Below are 13,687 nucleotides of genomic sequence, written 5' to 3'. Positions count from 1 at the left end.
TTTTGTTTTGAGCCCTTCGATGCCTCGAACTCATGGCCTCCTCCATCACGCCCATCCCCGCGCTGCCGGCCCTGCCCGCACTGTCTCCGGCCGCCGCGCGCGCCGCGCGCCCGGCGGCCCTGCCCATCGAGGTGATCGCGCCGATCGCTGCGGAGCCGATGGATGCCGCCATGCTGACGGCGATGCGCGTGGAGACGCTGCACGAGCAGCCCGACGCCGCCACCGAGGCGGCGCGCTGGCAGGCGCAGCTGCTGGACGGCAGGCTGGCGCTGAGCATGGCCGCGGCGCTGCCCCAGCAGGGGCTGCGCTTCATGGCCACGCCGCAAGCACCCTGGCGCTGGCCGCGCGATCGCGACGAGGCCCATGCCGGCGGCGCCGCGCAGGAGGACCCGAGCCTGGCGCTGGGCCTGCTGCTCGATGGCGAGCCGGTGTTGGTGCTCTTGCACTGGCAGCAGGGCCTGTGGCTGCAGCTCGGCGCGCGTTCGCCCGCTACCCTGCAGGCCTTGCGCGCGCTGGTGCCGGCGATCGCCACCGCGCTGGCTGCGGTGCCGCTGCGCCTGCGGCGCTGCTGGCTGGTGCGCCTGACGCGGCCCATGCCCACGCACGCGCCGGCGTCTCAGCCCTTGGCGCTGGGGCATGGCGCCTGGCTGCTGCGCGCCGCGGCCGAAATCGCCGCGGTGCTGCGTCAGCGCGAGGCCGGCCTCAGCCCAGCGAACCCAGCACGCTGATCTCGCGCTGCTCCGGCACCTCGTTGTAGGAGAGCACATGCAGGCCCGGCGCGAACAGGCGCGCGTAGCGGGCCAGCAGCGGCCGCACCTGCGGCGTTACCAGCAGCAGCGGGGTGCTGGCCTGGGCCTTCATCGCGTCGCGTGCGGCGGGCATGTGCTGCTGCAGCTGGCCCAGCAGTTGCGGGTCGACCGGGTAGCTGTCCAGGCTGACCTTGGCGCCGCCTTGGCGCGCCTGGTTGAGCGCGCCCAGCAGCAGGTTCTCGAGCTCGCTGCCGAGGTTGAAGACCTTCATGCCGCCCACCGGGCCGCAGATGCTGGAGACGATCTGCCGGCGCAGCGCGCAGCGCAGCTCGGCGGCCAGCAGGATCGGGTCCTTGGTGGCCTCGGCGTTCTCCACCAGGGTGCTGGCGATCAGCACGATGTCCTTGATCGAGACGTTCTCCGCCAGCAGCAGGCGCAGTATCTTCAGCAGCTGACTGTGCGTGTAAGCCTTCTCCAGCGCCGCGGCCAGCTTGGGGCTTTGCGCCGTCAGCCGCTCCATCAGCGCGGTGATGTCCTCATAGCGCAAGAGCTCGGGCAGATGATCGCGCACCAGCTTGGACAGGTGCGTGGCGATGGTGCTGGCCAGGTCCACCACCTGGTAGCCCAGGCCCAGCGCGTGGGCCTTGTGCCGGGCCTCGATCCAGGTGACGGGCATGCCATAGGCCGGGTCCAGGCCGGGCACGCCGTCCAGCTCGCCATAGACCTGGGTCGAGGCGATCGCCATCAGGCGCTCGGCATAGACCTCGCCCTGCGCGATCACGCTGCCGTTCAGCAGCACGCTGTACTGCGTCGGCTTCAGCGAGAGATCGTCGCGCACCGTCAGGCTGGGCAAGAGCAGGCCGAGGTTCTCGCTGAGGCTTTGCCGCATGCCCTTGACGCGCTTTTGCAGCGGCGCGCCATGCGCCGGATCGATTAGCTGCACCAGCTTGTAGCCCACCGCCACCGAGAGCGGCTCCACCACCGGCAACGCGCGCCAGTCGGGCTCGGGCTGGGCCTCCACGAGCAGCGCCGTCTCCAGCGCCGCGGCCGGCTTGGGCGCGGCCTGCTGGCGCTGGCTCATGCGCCAGCCCACAAAGCCCAGCACCGCGGCAAAGGCGCTGAAGGTCAGCACCGGCATGCCGGGGATCACGGCCAGGCCCAGCATCACCGCCGCGGCGCTGTAGAGCACCGCGGGCGAGGCCAGCAGCTGCTCGCCGATCTGGTTCTCGATGTCGCCGGCATCGCTGATGCGTGTGACGATGATGGCCGCCGCGGCCGACAGCAAGAGCGCCGGGATCTGCGCCACCAGGCCGTCGCCGATGGTCAGCAGCGCGTATTGGCGGAAGGCGTCGCCAAAGGACAGATCGTGCATGAAGGCGCCGATCGCGACGCCGCCAATCATGTTGATGAGCAGGATCAGGATGGAGGCGATCGCATCGCCGCGCACGAACTTGGAGGCGCCGTCCATGGCGCCGTAGAAGTCGGCCTCGGCGCCCACCTCCTTGCGCCGCGCTTGAGCCTTCTCCTGGTTGATCAGGCCGGCATTGAGGTCGGCGTCGATGGCCATCTGCTTGCCGGGCAGGGCGTCCAGCGTGAAGCGGGCCGAGACCTCGGAGATGCGCTCCGCGCCCTTGGTGACGACGATGAAGTTCACCACCATCAGGATCACGAACACCACGATGCCGACGACGAAGTTGCCGCCGATCACCACATTGCCGAACGATTCGATCACCTGGCCGGCCGCATGCGTGCCCTCGTGGCCGTGCAGCAGCACCACGCGCGTGGAGGCCACGTTGAGCGAGAGGCGCAGCAGGGTGGTGGCCAGGATGATGCTGGGGAAGACCGAGAAGTCCAGCGGCCGCTTGCTGTTGACACTGACCAAGATCACCACCAGCGCGAGCACGATGTTGAAGGTGAACAGCATGTCCAGCAGCACCGGCGGCAGCGGCAGTATCACCATGGCCAGGATGGCCATCAGGAACAGCGGCGAGGCGACGCGGTGGCGGGCCATCAGGGCGGTCAGGCGCGAGAGCATGGTCATGATGAAGCTTGCTGATGGGGCTCGGAAAGATGGGGCGGCACGGCCAGATCGGCCGGCAGCTGGGGAAGGGTGGCGCGGGCACCGCGCTGGAAGGCCTTGAGCTGCATCACATAGCCCAGCACCTGGGCCACGGCGTTGTAGAGCGAGGCGGGGATCTGCTGCTGCACCTGGCTGGTGTTGTAGATGGCGCGCGCCAGCGGCGGCAGCACCAGCACCTGCACGCCATGCTCGGCGGCGATCTCGCGGATGTAGAAGGCCATCTCATCGACGCCCTTGGCCAGCACGAAGGGGGCCTCGGCGCGCTGCTCGTCGTACTTCAGCGCCACCGCGTAATGCTCGGGGTTGACCACCACCACATCGGCGCCCGGCACCGCCTGGCGCACGCCGCGCTTGGCGAGTTGGCGCTGCAGCTGGCGGATGCGCTGGCGCACCTCGGGCCGGCCCTCGTTCTGCTTGTGTTCTTCCTTCATGTCCTGCTTGCTCATGCGCTGGCCGCGCAGGAAGAAGAACTGCTGCAGCGGCAGGTCGATGACGGCGAACAGCAGGAACACGCTGCACATCACCATTGCACCGTCCAGCATCAGGCTGCTGCCCTGCAGCAGCGCCTCATGCAAGCTCAGCGCCTGCAGGCCGGCCCAGTCGCGGGCCATGCCGCGCGCCACCTGCCACAAGGCCAGCAGCACGCACAGCACCTTGGCGATCGACACGCCCAGCTCACTGAAATGCTTGGCGCTGACGAGACGCCCCAGATTGCTCATCGGGCTCAGGCGGTTGAGCTGCGGCGCCCAGTGCTGGGCGCTGAACACCAGGCCACCGGGGAAGGCCGAGGCCAGCAGCACGGCGGCCGGCACCAGCAGCAGCGGCGCCACCATCTTGGCCACCAGCCAGAGCGCGTCCAGCATCGCCGCCGAGAGCAGATTGTCGAGCGCGCCTTCGCTCTCCAGCGTGGCGAAGCCGATGCGGAACAGGCGCCCGAAGTCGTCCAGATAGCCGGGCAGCAGGGCCACCAGCAGCTTCAGGCTCAAGAGCACGGCGACGGCCGTCGACAGATCTTTCGAGCGGGCCACCTGGCCCTGCTCGCGCGCCTTCTTCAGCTTCTGCGCCGAGGGCTTTTCGGTCTTGTCGCCGTTGCTGGCCTCAGACATAGCCGGGCACCCCGGCCTTCAGGCCATGATCGATCAGCTCCAGCACCCGTTCGGTGAGGCGCAGATAGTGGGCCGGCACGGCGCTGAGCAGCTGGCTCAGCATGAAGAGGCCGAACAGCGTCACCACCGAGAAACCCAGCGAGAACAGGTTCAGGCTGGGCGCCACCCGGTTCAGCCAGCCCAGGCCGATCTGCACCAGCAGGGTGGAGAAGATCACCGGCAGGGCCAGCAGCAGGGCGGCCGAGAACACCCAGGCGATGTTGTAGGCGATGGTCTCCAGCGACAACGCCGCAAGACCCGACCCTACCGGCCAGGCCTTGAAACTGGCACCGACCACGCCCACCAGCAGCAGATGGCCGTCGATGGCAAAGAACACCAGCATGCACAGCACGCCCAAGAGGCCCGACACGACGTCGGACGAGCTGCCATTCATCGGGTCGTTCATCACCGCCATCGCCAGGCCCAGCTGGGACGAGAGCAGGAAACCCAGCAGATTGATCACCGCCAGCGTCAGATGGAAGGCCAGGCCCAGTACAAAGCCCAGCAGGGCCTGCTCGGCCGCCACCGCCACGCCCTGCAGCGACCAGGGATTGACGGCCAGCGCCGTGCTTTGCGAGATCGGCAGCAGCACCACGGCCAGCGCCAGCGACAAGAGCACGCGCACGGTGACGGGCACCATCGCCTCGCCCAGCAGCGGCGCGGCGCTGAGCATGGCCATGACGCGGCAGAACGGCCACCAGAGTCCGCTGAGCAGGCCGGCCAGCTGCATGAACTCGAGGTCCATGATCCGTCTCAGCCCACCAAGGTGGCCGCGCGCTCGAAGATCGAGACGCAGAAGTCCATCAGCGAGCCCACCATCCAGCGACCCATCAGGCCCACCACCAGCAGGGTGACCAGCAGCTTGGGCAGAAAGCTCATGGTCTGCTCGTTGATCTGCGTGGCGGCCTGGAACAGGCTCACCAGCAGGCCCACCAGCAGGCCCGGCAGCACCAGCAGGGTCACCAAGAGCATCACCAGATGCAGGCTCTCGCTGATCAGGTCGATGGCGATCTCAGGGCTCATTTCAGTAGGCCCTCACGCTGCTGACCAGGGTGTTGACGGTGAGCGTCCAGCCGTCCACCAGCACGAACAGCAGCAGCTTCAGCGGCAGCGAGATCACCAGCGGCGACAGCATCATCATGCCCATCGCCATCAGCACCGAGGAGACCACCAGGTCGATGACCAGGAAGGGGATGAAGAGCATGCAACCGATCTGGAAGGCGGTCTTCAGCTCGCTCAGCACAAAGGCGGCCAGCTTGACGGTGAAGCCATGGGCCTCGGGCTTGTCGACCTGCTCCTCGCCGGCCAGCTTGGCGATCTGCGCCAGCGCGCTCTTGCTGGTCTGCGCCAGCATGAAGCGCGACAGCGGCGCCTCGGCCACCTTGAGCGCCTCGGTGAGGGTGATCTTGTCGGCGTCGTAGGGCACGAAGGCCTTCTCCCAGATCTGCTCGCCCACCGGCCGCATCACCAGAATCGTCAGGATCAGCGCCACGCCGGTGATGAGCCGGTTCGGCAGGCCCTGCTGCAGGCCCAGGGCCTGACGCAGCAGCGACAGCACGATCACGAAGCGGGTGAAGCTGGTCATCATCAGCGCCAGCACGGGCAGCAGCCCGAGCAGGGTCATGATGATGAGGACCTGGGTCTTGACGGTGAAGTCGCCAGCGCCGCCCGCGCCCATGCCGCTGATCTTCAGCGTGTCGGCCAGGGCGGGGTGGTGGGCCAGGCTCAGCGCCCCGCCCAGCAACAGCAGGCCTGCGCGATGCAGGCGTTGGCCACTCATGGCTGCAGCTGCTCCAGATCGAGGCCGGCGATGTCGATCACCTTGAGCGCGTAGTTGTCGCCCGAGACCACCACCTCGGCGCGCCCGATGGTGGCGCCGTTGACCTTCAGGGTCAGCGGCTCGCCGGCCAGGGTGTCGAGCTCGACCACGCTGTCGGCACCCAGCTGGGCCAGCTCGTGCAGCGAAATCTTCGCCTCGCCAACCTCCAGGGTGAGCGTCACCGGGATCTTGCGCATCAGCTGCGGCAGCGCGCGTCGGGGTGGCGCGGGCGCCAGCTCGGGCTGGCCCAGCAGCGCCGGCTCGGCGCCGTCGAGATCGTCCAGCAGATGTTCCAGGTCGGGGGTGTCGTTCATGTTCATGGCTTACTCGGCATCTTCAAAAGAGGTCAGGCACAGCTTGCCCTGGTGCTCGGCCACCGCGGCGGTGAACAGGCGCGCGCCGCCCACCAGCACCTCGGCATGGCCCATGTGGATGGGGATCAGGCTGCCGGGCCGCAGCGCCAGCAGCTCGCCCAGCTCCATCGGGCGCTCCAGCAGGCGCGCCTGCAGGGTCAGCGGCAGGCGGCGCGCCAGCGGCGGCTGGGCCGGGGTGGGCGCGCCGGCGCGTGCCGGCGCGAGGCGCTGCAGCACCGCGTCCAGATAGGCCGGCGCCAATGCCAGCACCAGCTTGCTGGCCAGGCCCTGGCCGGGCTCGCGCAGGTTCAGGCGCAGCAGCCAGCTGCCGGCGGGCAGCTGCGGCGCCATCTGCGCCTGCAGCTCGCCCAAGGGCGCCGGTTCGGCCGGCTCCAGCAGCAGGGCCTGCAGCGGCTCCAGCAGCAGACGGCTCAGCCAGGCCTGCACGCGCTCCTCGCTGGAGGTCTCGGGCGGGTTGGCGCCGGCGTCCGGCGTTGCGCCATAACGCTGCGCCATCACGGCCAGCACCAGCGGGCGATCGATGCGGCAGCCCAGCACGCCGGCCGCACCCTTGCCGAGCAGCCAGCGGCCGGCGGCCGGCACGCCCTCCAGCGGCTGGAAGCCGAGATCGCTGACCTGGTACTGGCTGCGGTAGCGCCGGTTCAACTGCAGGCGCAGGGCCTCGTTGAAGGCCTCGCGCAGGCTTTCGGCCAGGCGTGGCAGCAGGTGCACCGGGCGGCCCAGCGTGCGCGGGTCCAGGGGCAGGGTGGCGTTGGCCTGTAGCAAGGCTTGTTGCGGCATGGGGCGGCGGGGCCGGAGCGGCCGGTGGCTTCGCGAGGCATGGGCGCGGATTGCGTGGATGGCAATCGGCCCGGCGGATGCCCTGCATTTTAGGAACTGGCCGCTGAATATGTAGGGTTGCTGCTGATATTAGGGTTTGCGGGCGGCATGATTTCACGATTTTTGGCGTCGGTGCTTAATAAAAATGGTTTTCAGGTCGCCATATCGAGGGGCGAGCATGATTTGGCTGTGGATATACCGGAGCGCGGCGTGTGGGTATTGGCTGGAAGCCGGGTCGGGAGACCCGGTGGGCGCTTTGGGGTGGTGCCGCCTGTGAACTAGTTCACGGGCCGCGGGGGCGCCGTCGCCAATATCGATGCGGAGGCTTGCGGCGGTATCGCAGGCTCTGTACAGTTGGATACATCAGGGCACACCCGAGCGAAAGCCGGGGTCGCAAAGCCTCCGGTCTACCATCCGGGCGGCGCTCCCACAGGGGCGCGGTTCGGGTAACGATAGCGGGGTTGCCAGACCTGAGTCTGCCGATCCACGTGCTGCGTGGGTCTGTGGGTGCTCTCGCCTGCCGGGCCACGCCAGTGGCCTGTTGTGACCTTTGCTGGCCTTCGCCAGGGCTTGCCGCCGACCTTCAGGGCCATTTGGGCCCGATTGGACCAGCGCATGAGCAAGCTTTATCGATTCCTTCTTCCTCCTGAACTGGCGCCACCTGGCGCGGGTCTGGCCCTGCGCGTCGGCACGAGCTGAGCGCCGGGCGGCTCGTCGCCGCGTTCACGCATCCATCCTGAGCTGCAATTGCCGCGACGTCGGGCAAGGGGATGGGTTTGTCTTGAATATGGCAGCGGAATGAATTGCTTGAGTTATTCATGCCTGCGTCATGAATATCTGCTGCTATTTTTGTAATTGATCTTGATATTGCGCTAATAAAAACAAGAAGGGCGAAACGGGAGTATCAAATGGGCTTGCATCTGCGTATTTAAGGTCGAGTTTTTGTCGGGTTTTCGGTTGTCATCGCCGAAGGCCGCGTCCAGTATTTATGTTTGCTTGTCATTACTCCATGCTTGGGGGTAAGGCCTGCGTACGTCCTGAGTTTGTGTCGGGTACCGCCGAGGCGGCCCACACTATATTGAAAAGGGGTATCCATGAGCGCCATCGCGATCACGCCAGCGGCCCTGTCGGCCGGCCACGGCGGCGCCATCGCACAGCCGGTGCAGGCCGAGTTGGCCCGCATCGAGCAGGATGCGCTGCGCCTGGCCTCGCCCATGGCGGGCGAGGCCGGTGCGGCGGGCTTCGGCCACAGCCTGCAGCAGGCGCTGCATCAGGTGGATGGCAAGGAGCAGCAGGCCATCGAGCGCATGGGCGCGGTGGAGCGCGGCGAGAGCGACGACCTGGTGGGCGCGATGCTGGCCAGCCAGGACGCGAGCCTGTCCTTCTCGATGCTGATGCAGGTGCGCAACAAGCTGGTCGGCGCGATGGACGAGCTGATCAAGCTGCAGCTCTGAGCCCCGCAACGACCTCGCCATCCCCACCATGTTCAACACGCTCAAGTCCCGCCTGGGTTCCGCCTGGAACGCGCGCCCCGCCATGCCCGCCGGCCTGGCCAAGGGCCTGCTGCCGGTGCTGTCGCTGGCCGTGGCCGGCACCGCGCTGGCGTTGATGCTGATGTGGCGCGAGCAGGCCGCCTACAAGCCGGTGTTCGGCCAGCGCGAGCGCGTCGCCAACGGCGAGATGCTGGCGGTGCTGGACGCCGAGCACATCGCCTACCGCCTGCATCCCGAGACCGGCCAGGTGCTGGTGCCCGAGAGCGCGCTGGGCCGCGTGCGCATGCTGCTGGCCGCCAAGGGCGTGGTCGCCAAGCTGCCGGCCGGCATGGAGCTGATGGACAAGAACGACCCGCTGGGCGTGAGCCAGTTCGTGCAGGACGTGCGCTTCCGTCGCGGCCTGGAGGGCGAGCTGGCGCAATCGATGATGGCGCTGGACGCGGTGGAGGCGGCGCGCGTTCACCTGTCCATCGCCAAGTCCACCAGCTTTGTGCTCAACGACGGCCAGAAGAGCTCGGCCTCGGTGGTGCTGACGCTCAAGCCCGGCCGCAAGCTCAGCAACGAGCAGATCGCCGCCGCCATCAATCTGGTGGCCGGCAGCGTGGCCAGCCTGGAGCCGCAGCGCGTCAGCCTGGTGGACCAGGCCGGCAATCTGCTGTCGGCGCGCGTGGACCTGGCCGAGGGCTTCGAGGCCAACCAGGGCAACGAGGCGGCACAGCGCTACCAGGACGAGGTGCGCCGCAATGTGCACGACCTGCTCGCCCCGGTGCTGGGCGAGGCCAACTACCGGCTCAGCGTCACCGCCGAGGTCGACAACGACCGCGTGCAGGAGACGCGCGAGCAGTACGGCGACGCGCCGCGCCTCACCAACGAGGCGATGCGCGAAGAGAGCGACCGCGAGCGCATCGCCCTGGGCGTGCCGGGCTCGCTGAGCAACCGGCCGGTGAATGGGGCGGCCAACGCGGCGGCCAATGGCGCCTCGGCACCGGAGGGCGACAACGGCGCCAGCGCGCACAAGAACGCCAGCACCCGCCAGTACGCCTACGACCGCAACATCACCCAGATCAAGCGCAGCCGCGGCCGGCTGGCGCGCCTGCATGTCGCGGTGCTGCTCAACAACGCCGCCGCGCCCGGCGCCGAAAAGCTCTGGAGCCCGGCCGAGCTGGCCAAGGTCGAGAAGCTGCTCAACAGCGGCCTGGGCATCAACAGCGAACGCGGCGACCAGCTCACCGTCTCGCCGATGGCCTTCCCGGCGCCGCCGCAGCTCGAGCCCTGGTACCAGCAGCGCGACAACCTGGTGGACATGGGCGGCTGGGCCGTCTATGGCCTGGGCGCGCTGCTGGCTTACCTGCTGCTTGCGCGGCCGCTGCTGCGCCTGGCCCAGCAGCGCCTGGCGCCCTCGAACGCCCTGCAGACGGTCGAGACCACGCCGCTGACCCCGCTGATGCCGGATGGCGCCACGCCGCCCCTGGCCGCCGCGCCGGGGCTGGCCCTGCCGGCTGCGGTGCCGGGCGCGGCCGCCGCACCCGCGCTGGCGGTGGTGCCGCTGCTGGAGAACTACGACTTGCCGCCCCCCGGCTCGCCGGTGGATGTGTTGGTGGATCACCTCAAGGTGCTGGCGGCCAAGGAGCCCGAGCGCGTCGCCGAGGTGGTGAAACAGTGGGTGCAATATGGCCGAGGCAAGTGATCTGATGGCAGCGGCCGAGCCGGGTGCGCTGAGCGCCGTCGAACGCGCCGCCATCGTGCTGCTGAGCATGGGCGAGGAGCCGGCCGCGGCGGTGCTGCGCTGCCTGTCGCGCGAGGAGCTGCTGGACGTGACCCAGGTGATGTCGCGCATGAGCGGCATCAAGGTCGATTCGGTGAAGACCGCGATCCAGCATTTCTTCGACGACTACCGCGAGCAAAGCGGCGTGCATGGCGCGTCGCGCTCCTACCTGAAGCGTTCGCTGGATCTGGCCCTGGGTGGCGACATCGCCAACAGCGTGCTGCACAACATCTATGGCGACGCGATCCGCCCCAAGATGCAGCGCCTGCAATGGGCCTCGCCCAAGTGGCTGGCCGAGCACATCGCCTACGAGCATGTGCGCATGCAGGCGGTGTTCCTGGCCTTCCTGCCGCCACATCTGGCCAGCGAGGTGATCGCCGCGCTGCCCGCCGAGGGCCGCGACCTGGTGCTGCTGAACGTGGCGCGCCTGCAGGAGGTGGACCGCGAGCTGCTGGTCGAGCTGGAGGAGCTGGTCGAGCGCTGCCTGGCCGGCCTGGGCCAGCAGAGCGCCAGCGTCGAGGGCGTGCGCCAGGTGGCCGAGATCCTCAACCGCCTGCCCGCCGACCGCCAGCAGATGGTGGAGCGCCTGCGCGCCCATGACCCCGATGTGATGGGCGAGATCGAACTCAGCATGTACGACTTCCTGGTGCTGTCGCGCCAGAGCGAGGCGGTGCTGACGCGCGTGATCGAGGAAGTGGCGCCCGAGCTCTGGGCGGTGGCCCTGAAGGGCGCCGAGGGCGCGGTGCGCAACGCCATCCTGGCCGCGATGCCGCGGCGCCAGGCGCAGAACTTCGAGGAACTGATACGCCGCAGCGGCCCGGTGCCGCTGTCGCGCGTCGAGCAGGCCCGTGCCGAGGTGATGGCCAGGGTCAAGGCCCTGGTGGATGCCGGCGAGATCGAGGTGCAGCTGTTTGCCGAGGCCACGGTCGAGTGATGAGCAAGCCCATGCGTCCGCACCGCTTCCCGCCCTTGGCCCAGCTGCAGGCCAGCCTGGCCCTGCCGGCCAGCTCGCCGGCGCAGTTGCAGGCCAGCCTGGCCCAGGGCTTCCAGGAAGGCCTGGCCAAGGGCTACGAGGAGGGCCATGCCAGCGGCCTGCAGGCCGGCAGCGAGGCCGCGCAGGCCGAGGGCCGCGCGCAGGGCCTGGCGCTGGGGCGGCGCGAGGCGCTGGCGCGCTTCGAGTCGCTGGCCGCGCCGGTGGATGCGCTGCTGCGCGAGCTGAAGGCGCTGCAGGCCGAGGTGCAGGCGGCGGCGCGCAAGGAGGTGGTGGAGCTGGTCGAGAAGGTGGCGCGCCAGGTGATCCGCTGCGAGCTGACCCTGCAACCGGCCCAGCTGCTGGCCCTGGTGGACGAGACCCTGGCCGGCATGCCGGTGGCGCGCGATGGCGTCGAGGTCTTCCTCAACCCGGAGGATTTGCGGCGCCTGCAAGACCTGGCCCCCGAGCGCGCCGAGGCCTGGCGCCTGCTGCCCGATGCGACACTGGCGAGCGGCGAATGCCGGCTGCTGGCCGGCGGCCGCGAGGCCGATGCCGGCTGCGCCCAGCGCCTGGCGGCCTGCATGGCCCAGGTGCACAGCCAGCTGGTCGAGAGCGAAACCGAGCCGCAGGAGCAGGGCGCATGATCGCCGCCGCACTGCGTCGCGTCGAGCTGGGCGAGGTGCCGGTGGCCACGCCCACCGGCCGCCTGGTGGGCGCCTCCGGCCTGCTGCTGGAAAGCGCCGGTTGCGCGCTGCGCACCGGCCAGCGCTGCATGATCGAGGCCGCCTCGGGCGAGTGGATCGCCGCCCAGGTGGTGGGCTTTCGCGAGCAGATCTCCTACCTCATGCCCTTCAAGAAGCCCGATGGCCTGAGCACCGGCGCGCGCGTGCTGCCGGCGCCGGAACGCGCCGGCCTGGCGATCGGGCCGTCCTGGCTGGGTCGCATCGTCAACGGCCTGGGCGAGCCCATCGATGGCCTGGGCCGCCTGGGCGGCGAGCATGCGCTGGCCAGCCAGCCGCCGCGCATCAATCCGCTCAAGAAGACCCCCGTGCACGAACCGCTGGACGTGGGCGTGCGCGCCATCAACAGCATGCTGACGCTGGGCCGCGGCCAGCGCGTCGGCCTGATGGCCGGCAGCGGCGTGGGCAAGAGCGTGCTCTTGGGCCTGATCACGCGCCAGACCGTCGCCGATGTGGTGGTGGTGGGCCTGATCGGCGAGCGCGGCCGCGAGGTGCGCGAGTTCATCGACCTCTCGCTGGGCCGTGCCGGCCTGGCGCGCGCGGTGGTGGTGGTGGCGCCGGCCGACGAGTCGCCGCTGATGCGCTTGCGCGCCACCGAGCTGTGCCACAGCATCGCCGCGCATTACCGCGACCAGGGCCAGCATGTGCTGTTGCTGGTGGATTCGCTCACCCGCTATGCGATGGCGCGCCGCGAGGTGGCGCTGGCGCTGGGCGAGCCGCCCGCCACGCGCGGCTATCCGCCCTCGGTGTTCAGCCTGCTGCCCGAGCTGGTGGAGAGCGCCGGCAACGGCGAGCGCGCCGAGGGCAGCATGAGCGCCATCTACACCGTGCTGGCCGAGGGCGACGACCAGCAGGACCCGGTGGTGGACACCGCGCGCGCCATCCTCGATGGCCATATCGTGCTGAGCCGCGCGCTGGCCGAGCGTGGCCACTATCCCGCCATCGACATCGCCCAGTCGATCAGCCGCTGCATGGCCCTGGTGGCCGGCCGCGAGCACCAGGCCTGGGCGCGCCAGCTCAAGCAGCTGGCCGGCCGCTACGAGCAGGTGCGCGAGCTGATGCCGCTGGGCGCCTATGTGCCCGGCGCCGATCCGCTCACCGATCGCGCGGTGCAGCTGTTCCCGCGCATCGAGGCCTTTCTGCACCAGGGCGTCAACGAGGCCGCGCCGCTGCAGGACTGCCTGCAACAGCTGCAGGAGCTGCTGGCATGAACAAGACCGCGATGCAGCGCAGCCTGGACCTGATGCTGACCGTGCGCGAGCGCGAGTTGGAGCGCCGCAGCGCCGAGCTGGCGCGCAAGCAGGCCCTGGGCGAGCGCCTGCAGGCCAGCGTGCAGCGCCTGGATGCCCTGGCCGCCTCGCGTGGCCAGGGAGGCCTGGCCGCGGGCGCGCGCCTGGACGCCGGCCTGGCGCTGAACCAGGCCGCCTACCAGCAGGGCGTGCGCGACTTCGCCGACAGCCAGCGCCAGGAACTGGCCTTGCACGAGGCCGATACCGCGGCCACACGCAGCGCCGTGCAGGCGCTCGCCTGCCGCCAGGAGGTGCTGGGCCAGGTGCTGAGCCAGAGCCTGGCGCAGAGCCGCTTGGCCGAGCAGCGCCGCGCCCAGAAGGGCCAGGACGAGCTGGCCGGCCAGGTGTGGCTGAGGGGGCGGACATGAGCGCAGCATCGCGCCGGCTTAAGCCCGGGGCCCTCCCGGTCGCCTTCTCCTTGGGTAGTCCCCCCACCTATCC

At 69.6% G+C, this 13,687-nt stretch carries 14 protein-coding genes and 1 riboswitch; of the genes, 7 read left to right on the top strand and 7 right to left on the bottom strand.

Going from position 1 to position 13,687, the window contains the following annotated elements:
- Positions 1–32: 32 nt before the first annotated feature.
- Positions 33–728 carry a hypothetical protein gene (locus PFX98_RS21340; protein ID WP_285232496.1) on the top strand — a complete coding sequence of 232 codons (696 nt, stop codon included), beginning with the start codon at positions 33–35 and terminating at the stop codon, positions 726–728.
- Here the strand turns inward: PFX98_RS21340 and PFX98_RS21335 are convergent.
- Genes PFX98_RS21335 through PFX98_RS21305 form a run of 7 tightly spaced genes read right to left on the bottom strand, consistent with a single transcriptional unit; the run spans position 703 to position 6,947 of the window.
- Complete coding sequence (locus PFX98_RS21335) at positions 703–2,790, bottom strand: flagellar biosynthesis protein FlhA (protein ID WP_285232495.1); 2,088 nt, start codon at positions 2,788–2,790, stop codon at positions 703–705. The two genes, PFX98_RS21340 and PFX98_RS21335, sit on opposite strands and share 26 nt — an antisense overlap.
- Positions 2,787–3,935, bottom strand: a complete 1,149-nt coding sequence (gene flhB / locus PFX98_RS21330; RefSeq protein ID WP_285232494.1) for a flagellar type III secretion system protein FlhB — start codon at positions 3,933–3,935, stop codon at positions 2,787–2,789. Before flhB ends, PFX98_RS21335 begins: the two co-directional genes overlap by 4 nt.
- Positions 3,928–4,719, bottom strand: a complete 792-nt coding sequence (gene fliR / locus PFX98_RS21325) for a flagellar biosynthetic protein FliR (RefSeq protein WP_285232493.1) — start codon at positions 4,717–4,719, stop codon at positions 3,928–3,930. Before fliR ends, flhB begins: the two co-directional genes overlap by 8 nt.
- An 8-nt stretch (positions 4,720–4,727) precedes the next feature.
- On the bottom strand, positions 4,728–4,997 hold the full coding sequence (gene fliQ / locus PFX98_RS21320; RefSeq protein WP_285232492.1) for a flagellar biosynthesis protein FliQ: 270 nt from the start codon (positions 4,995–4,997) through the stop codon (positions 4,728–4,730).
- A 1-nt stretch (position 4,998) separates the two neighbouring features.
- On the bottom strand, positions 4,999–5,754 hold the full coding sequence (gene fliP, locus PFX98_RS21315) for a flagellar type III secretion system pore protein FliP (RefSeq protein WP_285232491.1): 756 nt from the start codon (positions 5,752–5,754) through the stop codon (positions 4,999–5,001).
- Positions 5,751–6,113 (bottom strand): FliM/FliN family flagellar motor switch protein, encoded by a 363-nt coding sequence (locus PFX98_RS21310; protein ID WP_285232490.1) that lies wholly within the window; start codon positions 6,111–6,113, stop codon positions 5,751–5,753. Before PFX98_RS21310 ends, fliP begins: the two co-directional genes overlap by 4 nt.
- A gap of 3 nt (positions 6,114–6,116) precedes the next feature.
- Positions 6,117–6,947: a FliM/FliN family flagellar motor C-terminal domain-containing protein gene (locus PFX98_RS21305; RefSeq protein WP_285232489.1), complete on the bottom strand. Its 831-nt coding sequence runs from the start codon at positions 6,945–6,947 to the stop codon at positions 6,117–6,119.
- Between the two features lie 396 nt (positions 6,948–7,343).
- Positions 7,344–7,455: riboswitch (cyclic di-GMP riboswitch) on the top strand.
- 625 nt (positions 7,456–8,080) lie between these two features.
- Here PFX98_RS21305 and fliE point away from each other — a divergent pair.
- Genes fliE through PFX98_RS21275 form a run of 6 tightly spaced genes read left to right on the top strand, consistent with a single transcriptional unit; the run spans position 8,081 to position 13,614 of the window.
- A complete protein-coding gene (gene fliE / locus PFX98_RS21300) occupies positions 8,081–8,440 on the top strand; it encodes a flagellar hook-basal body complex protein FliE (protein WP_285232488.1) in 360 nt (119 codons plus the stop codon).
- 28 nt (positions 8,441–8,468) lie between these two features.
- Positions 8,469–10,166, top strand: coding sequence for a flagellar basal-body MS-ring/collar protein FliF (gene fliF / locus PFX98_RS21295; RefSeq protein WP_285232487.1), 1,698 nt, complete (start codon positions 8,469–8,471; stop codon positions 10,164–10,166).
- 4 nt (positions 10,167–10,170) lie between these two features.
- On the top strand, positions 10,171–11,178 hold the full coding sequence (locus PFX98_RS21290) for a FliG C-terminal domain-containing protein (RefSeq protein ID WP_425334632.1): 1,008 nt from the start codon (positions 10,171–10,173) through the stop codon (positions 11,176–11,178).
- On the top strand, positions 11,178–11,861 hold the full coding sequence (gene fliH / locus PFX98_RS21285) for a flagellar assembly protein FliH (RefSeq protein WP_285232485.1): 684 nt from the start codon (positions 11,178–11,180) through the stop codon (positions 11,859–11,861). The genes PFX98_RS21290 and fliH overlap by 1 nt, the downstream gene beginning before the upstream one ends.
- Positions 11,858–13,168 (top strand): flagellar protein export ATPase FliI, encoded by a 1,311-nt coding sequence (fliI, locus tag PFX98_RS21280; protein WP_285232484.1) that lies wholly within the window; start codon positions 11,858–11,860, stop codon positions 13,166–13,168. The genes fliH and fliI overlap by 4 nt, the downstream gene beginning before the upstream one ends.
- On the top strand, positions 13,165–13,614 hold the full coding sequence (locus PFX98_RS21275; protein ID WP_285232483.1) for a flagellar export protein FliJ: 450 nt from the start codon (positions 13,165–13,167) through the stop codon (positions 13,612–13,614). The genes fliI and PFX98_RS21275 overlap by 4 nt, the downstream gene beginning before the upstream one ends.
- Positions 13,615–13,687 lie beyond the last annotated feature (73 nt).

It is taken from the genome of Paucibacter sediminis (genome assembly GCF_030254645.1).
Classification (GTDB): domain Bacteria; phylum Pseudomonadota; class Gammaproteobacteria; order Burkholderiales; family Burkholderiaceae_C; genus Paucibacter_B; species Paucibacter_B sediminis.
The sequence above is the reverse complement of the archived record's forward strand: the minus strand, read 5'-3'. Positions and strand labels throughout refer to the sequence as shown.

Bases quoted from the DNA above. Each gene is read 5' to 3' on its own strand.
- PFX98_RS21335 (WP_285232495.1), bottom strand. From the start codon at position 2,790: ATGACCATGCTCTCGCGCCTGACCGCCCTGATGGCCCGCCACCGCGTC.
- fliQ (WP_285232492.1), bottom strand. From the start codon at position 4,997: ATGAGCCCTGAGATCGCCATCGACCTGATCAGCGAGAGCCTGCATCTG.
- PFX98_RS21290 (WP_425334632.1), top strand. From the start codon at position 10,171: ATGGCAGCGGCCGAGCCGGGTGCGCTGAGCGCCGTCGAACGCGCCGCC.
- PFX98_RS21305 (WP_285232489.1), bottom strand. From the start codon at position 6,947: ATGCCGCAACAAGCCTTGCTACAGGCCAACGCCACCCTGCCCCTGGAC.
- flhB (WP_285232494.1), bottom strand. From the start codon at position 3,935: ATGTCTGAGGCCAGCAACGGCGACAAGACCGAAAAGCCCTCGGCGCAG.
- fliR (WP_285232493.1), bottom strand. From the start codon at position 4,719: ATGGACCTCGAGTTCATGCAGCTGGCCGGCCTGCTCAGCGGACTCTGG.
- fliI (WP_285232484.1), top strand. From the start codon at position 11,858: ATGATCGCCGCCGCACTGCGTCGCGTCGAGCTGGGCGAGGTGCCGGTG.
- fliH (WP_285232485.1), top strand. From the start codon at position 11,178: ATGAGCAAGCCCATGCGTCCGCACCGCTTCCCGCCCTTGGCCCAGCTG.
- fliE (WP_285232488.1), top strand. From the start codon at position 8,081: ATGAGCGCCATCGCGATCACGCCAGCGGCCCTGTCGGCCGGCCACGGC.
- PFX98_RS21275 (WP_285232483.1), top strand. From the start codon at position 13,165: ATGAACAAGACCGCGATGCAGCGCAGCCTGGACCTGATGCTGACCGTG.
- fliP (WP_285232491.1), bottom strand. From the start codon at position 5,754: ATGAGTGGCCAACGCCTGCATCGCGCAGGCCTGCTGTTGCTGGGCGGG.
- PFX98_RS21310 (WP_285232490.1), bottom strand. From the start codon at position 6,113: ATGAACATGAACGACACCCCCGACCTGGAACATCTGCTGGACGATCTC.
- fliF (WP_285232487.1), top strand. From the start codon at position 8,469: ATGTTCAACACGCTCAAGTCCCGCCTGGGTTCCGCCTGGAACGCGCGC.
- PFX98_RS21340 (WP_285232496.1), top strand. From the start codon at position 33: ATGGCCTCCTCCATCACGCCCATCCCCGCGCTGCCGGCCCTGCCCGCA.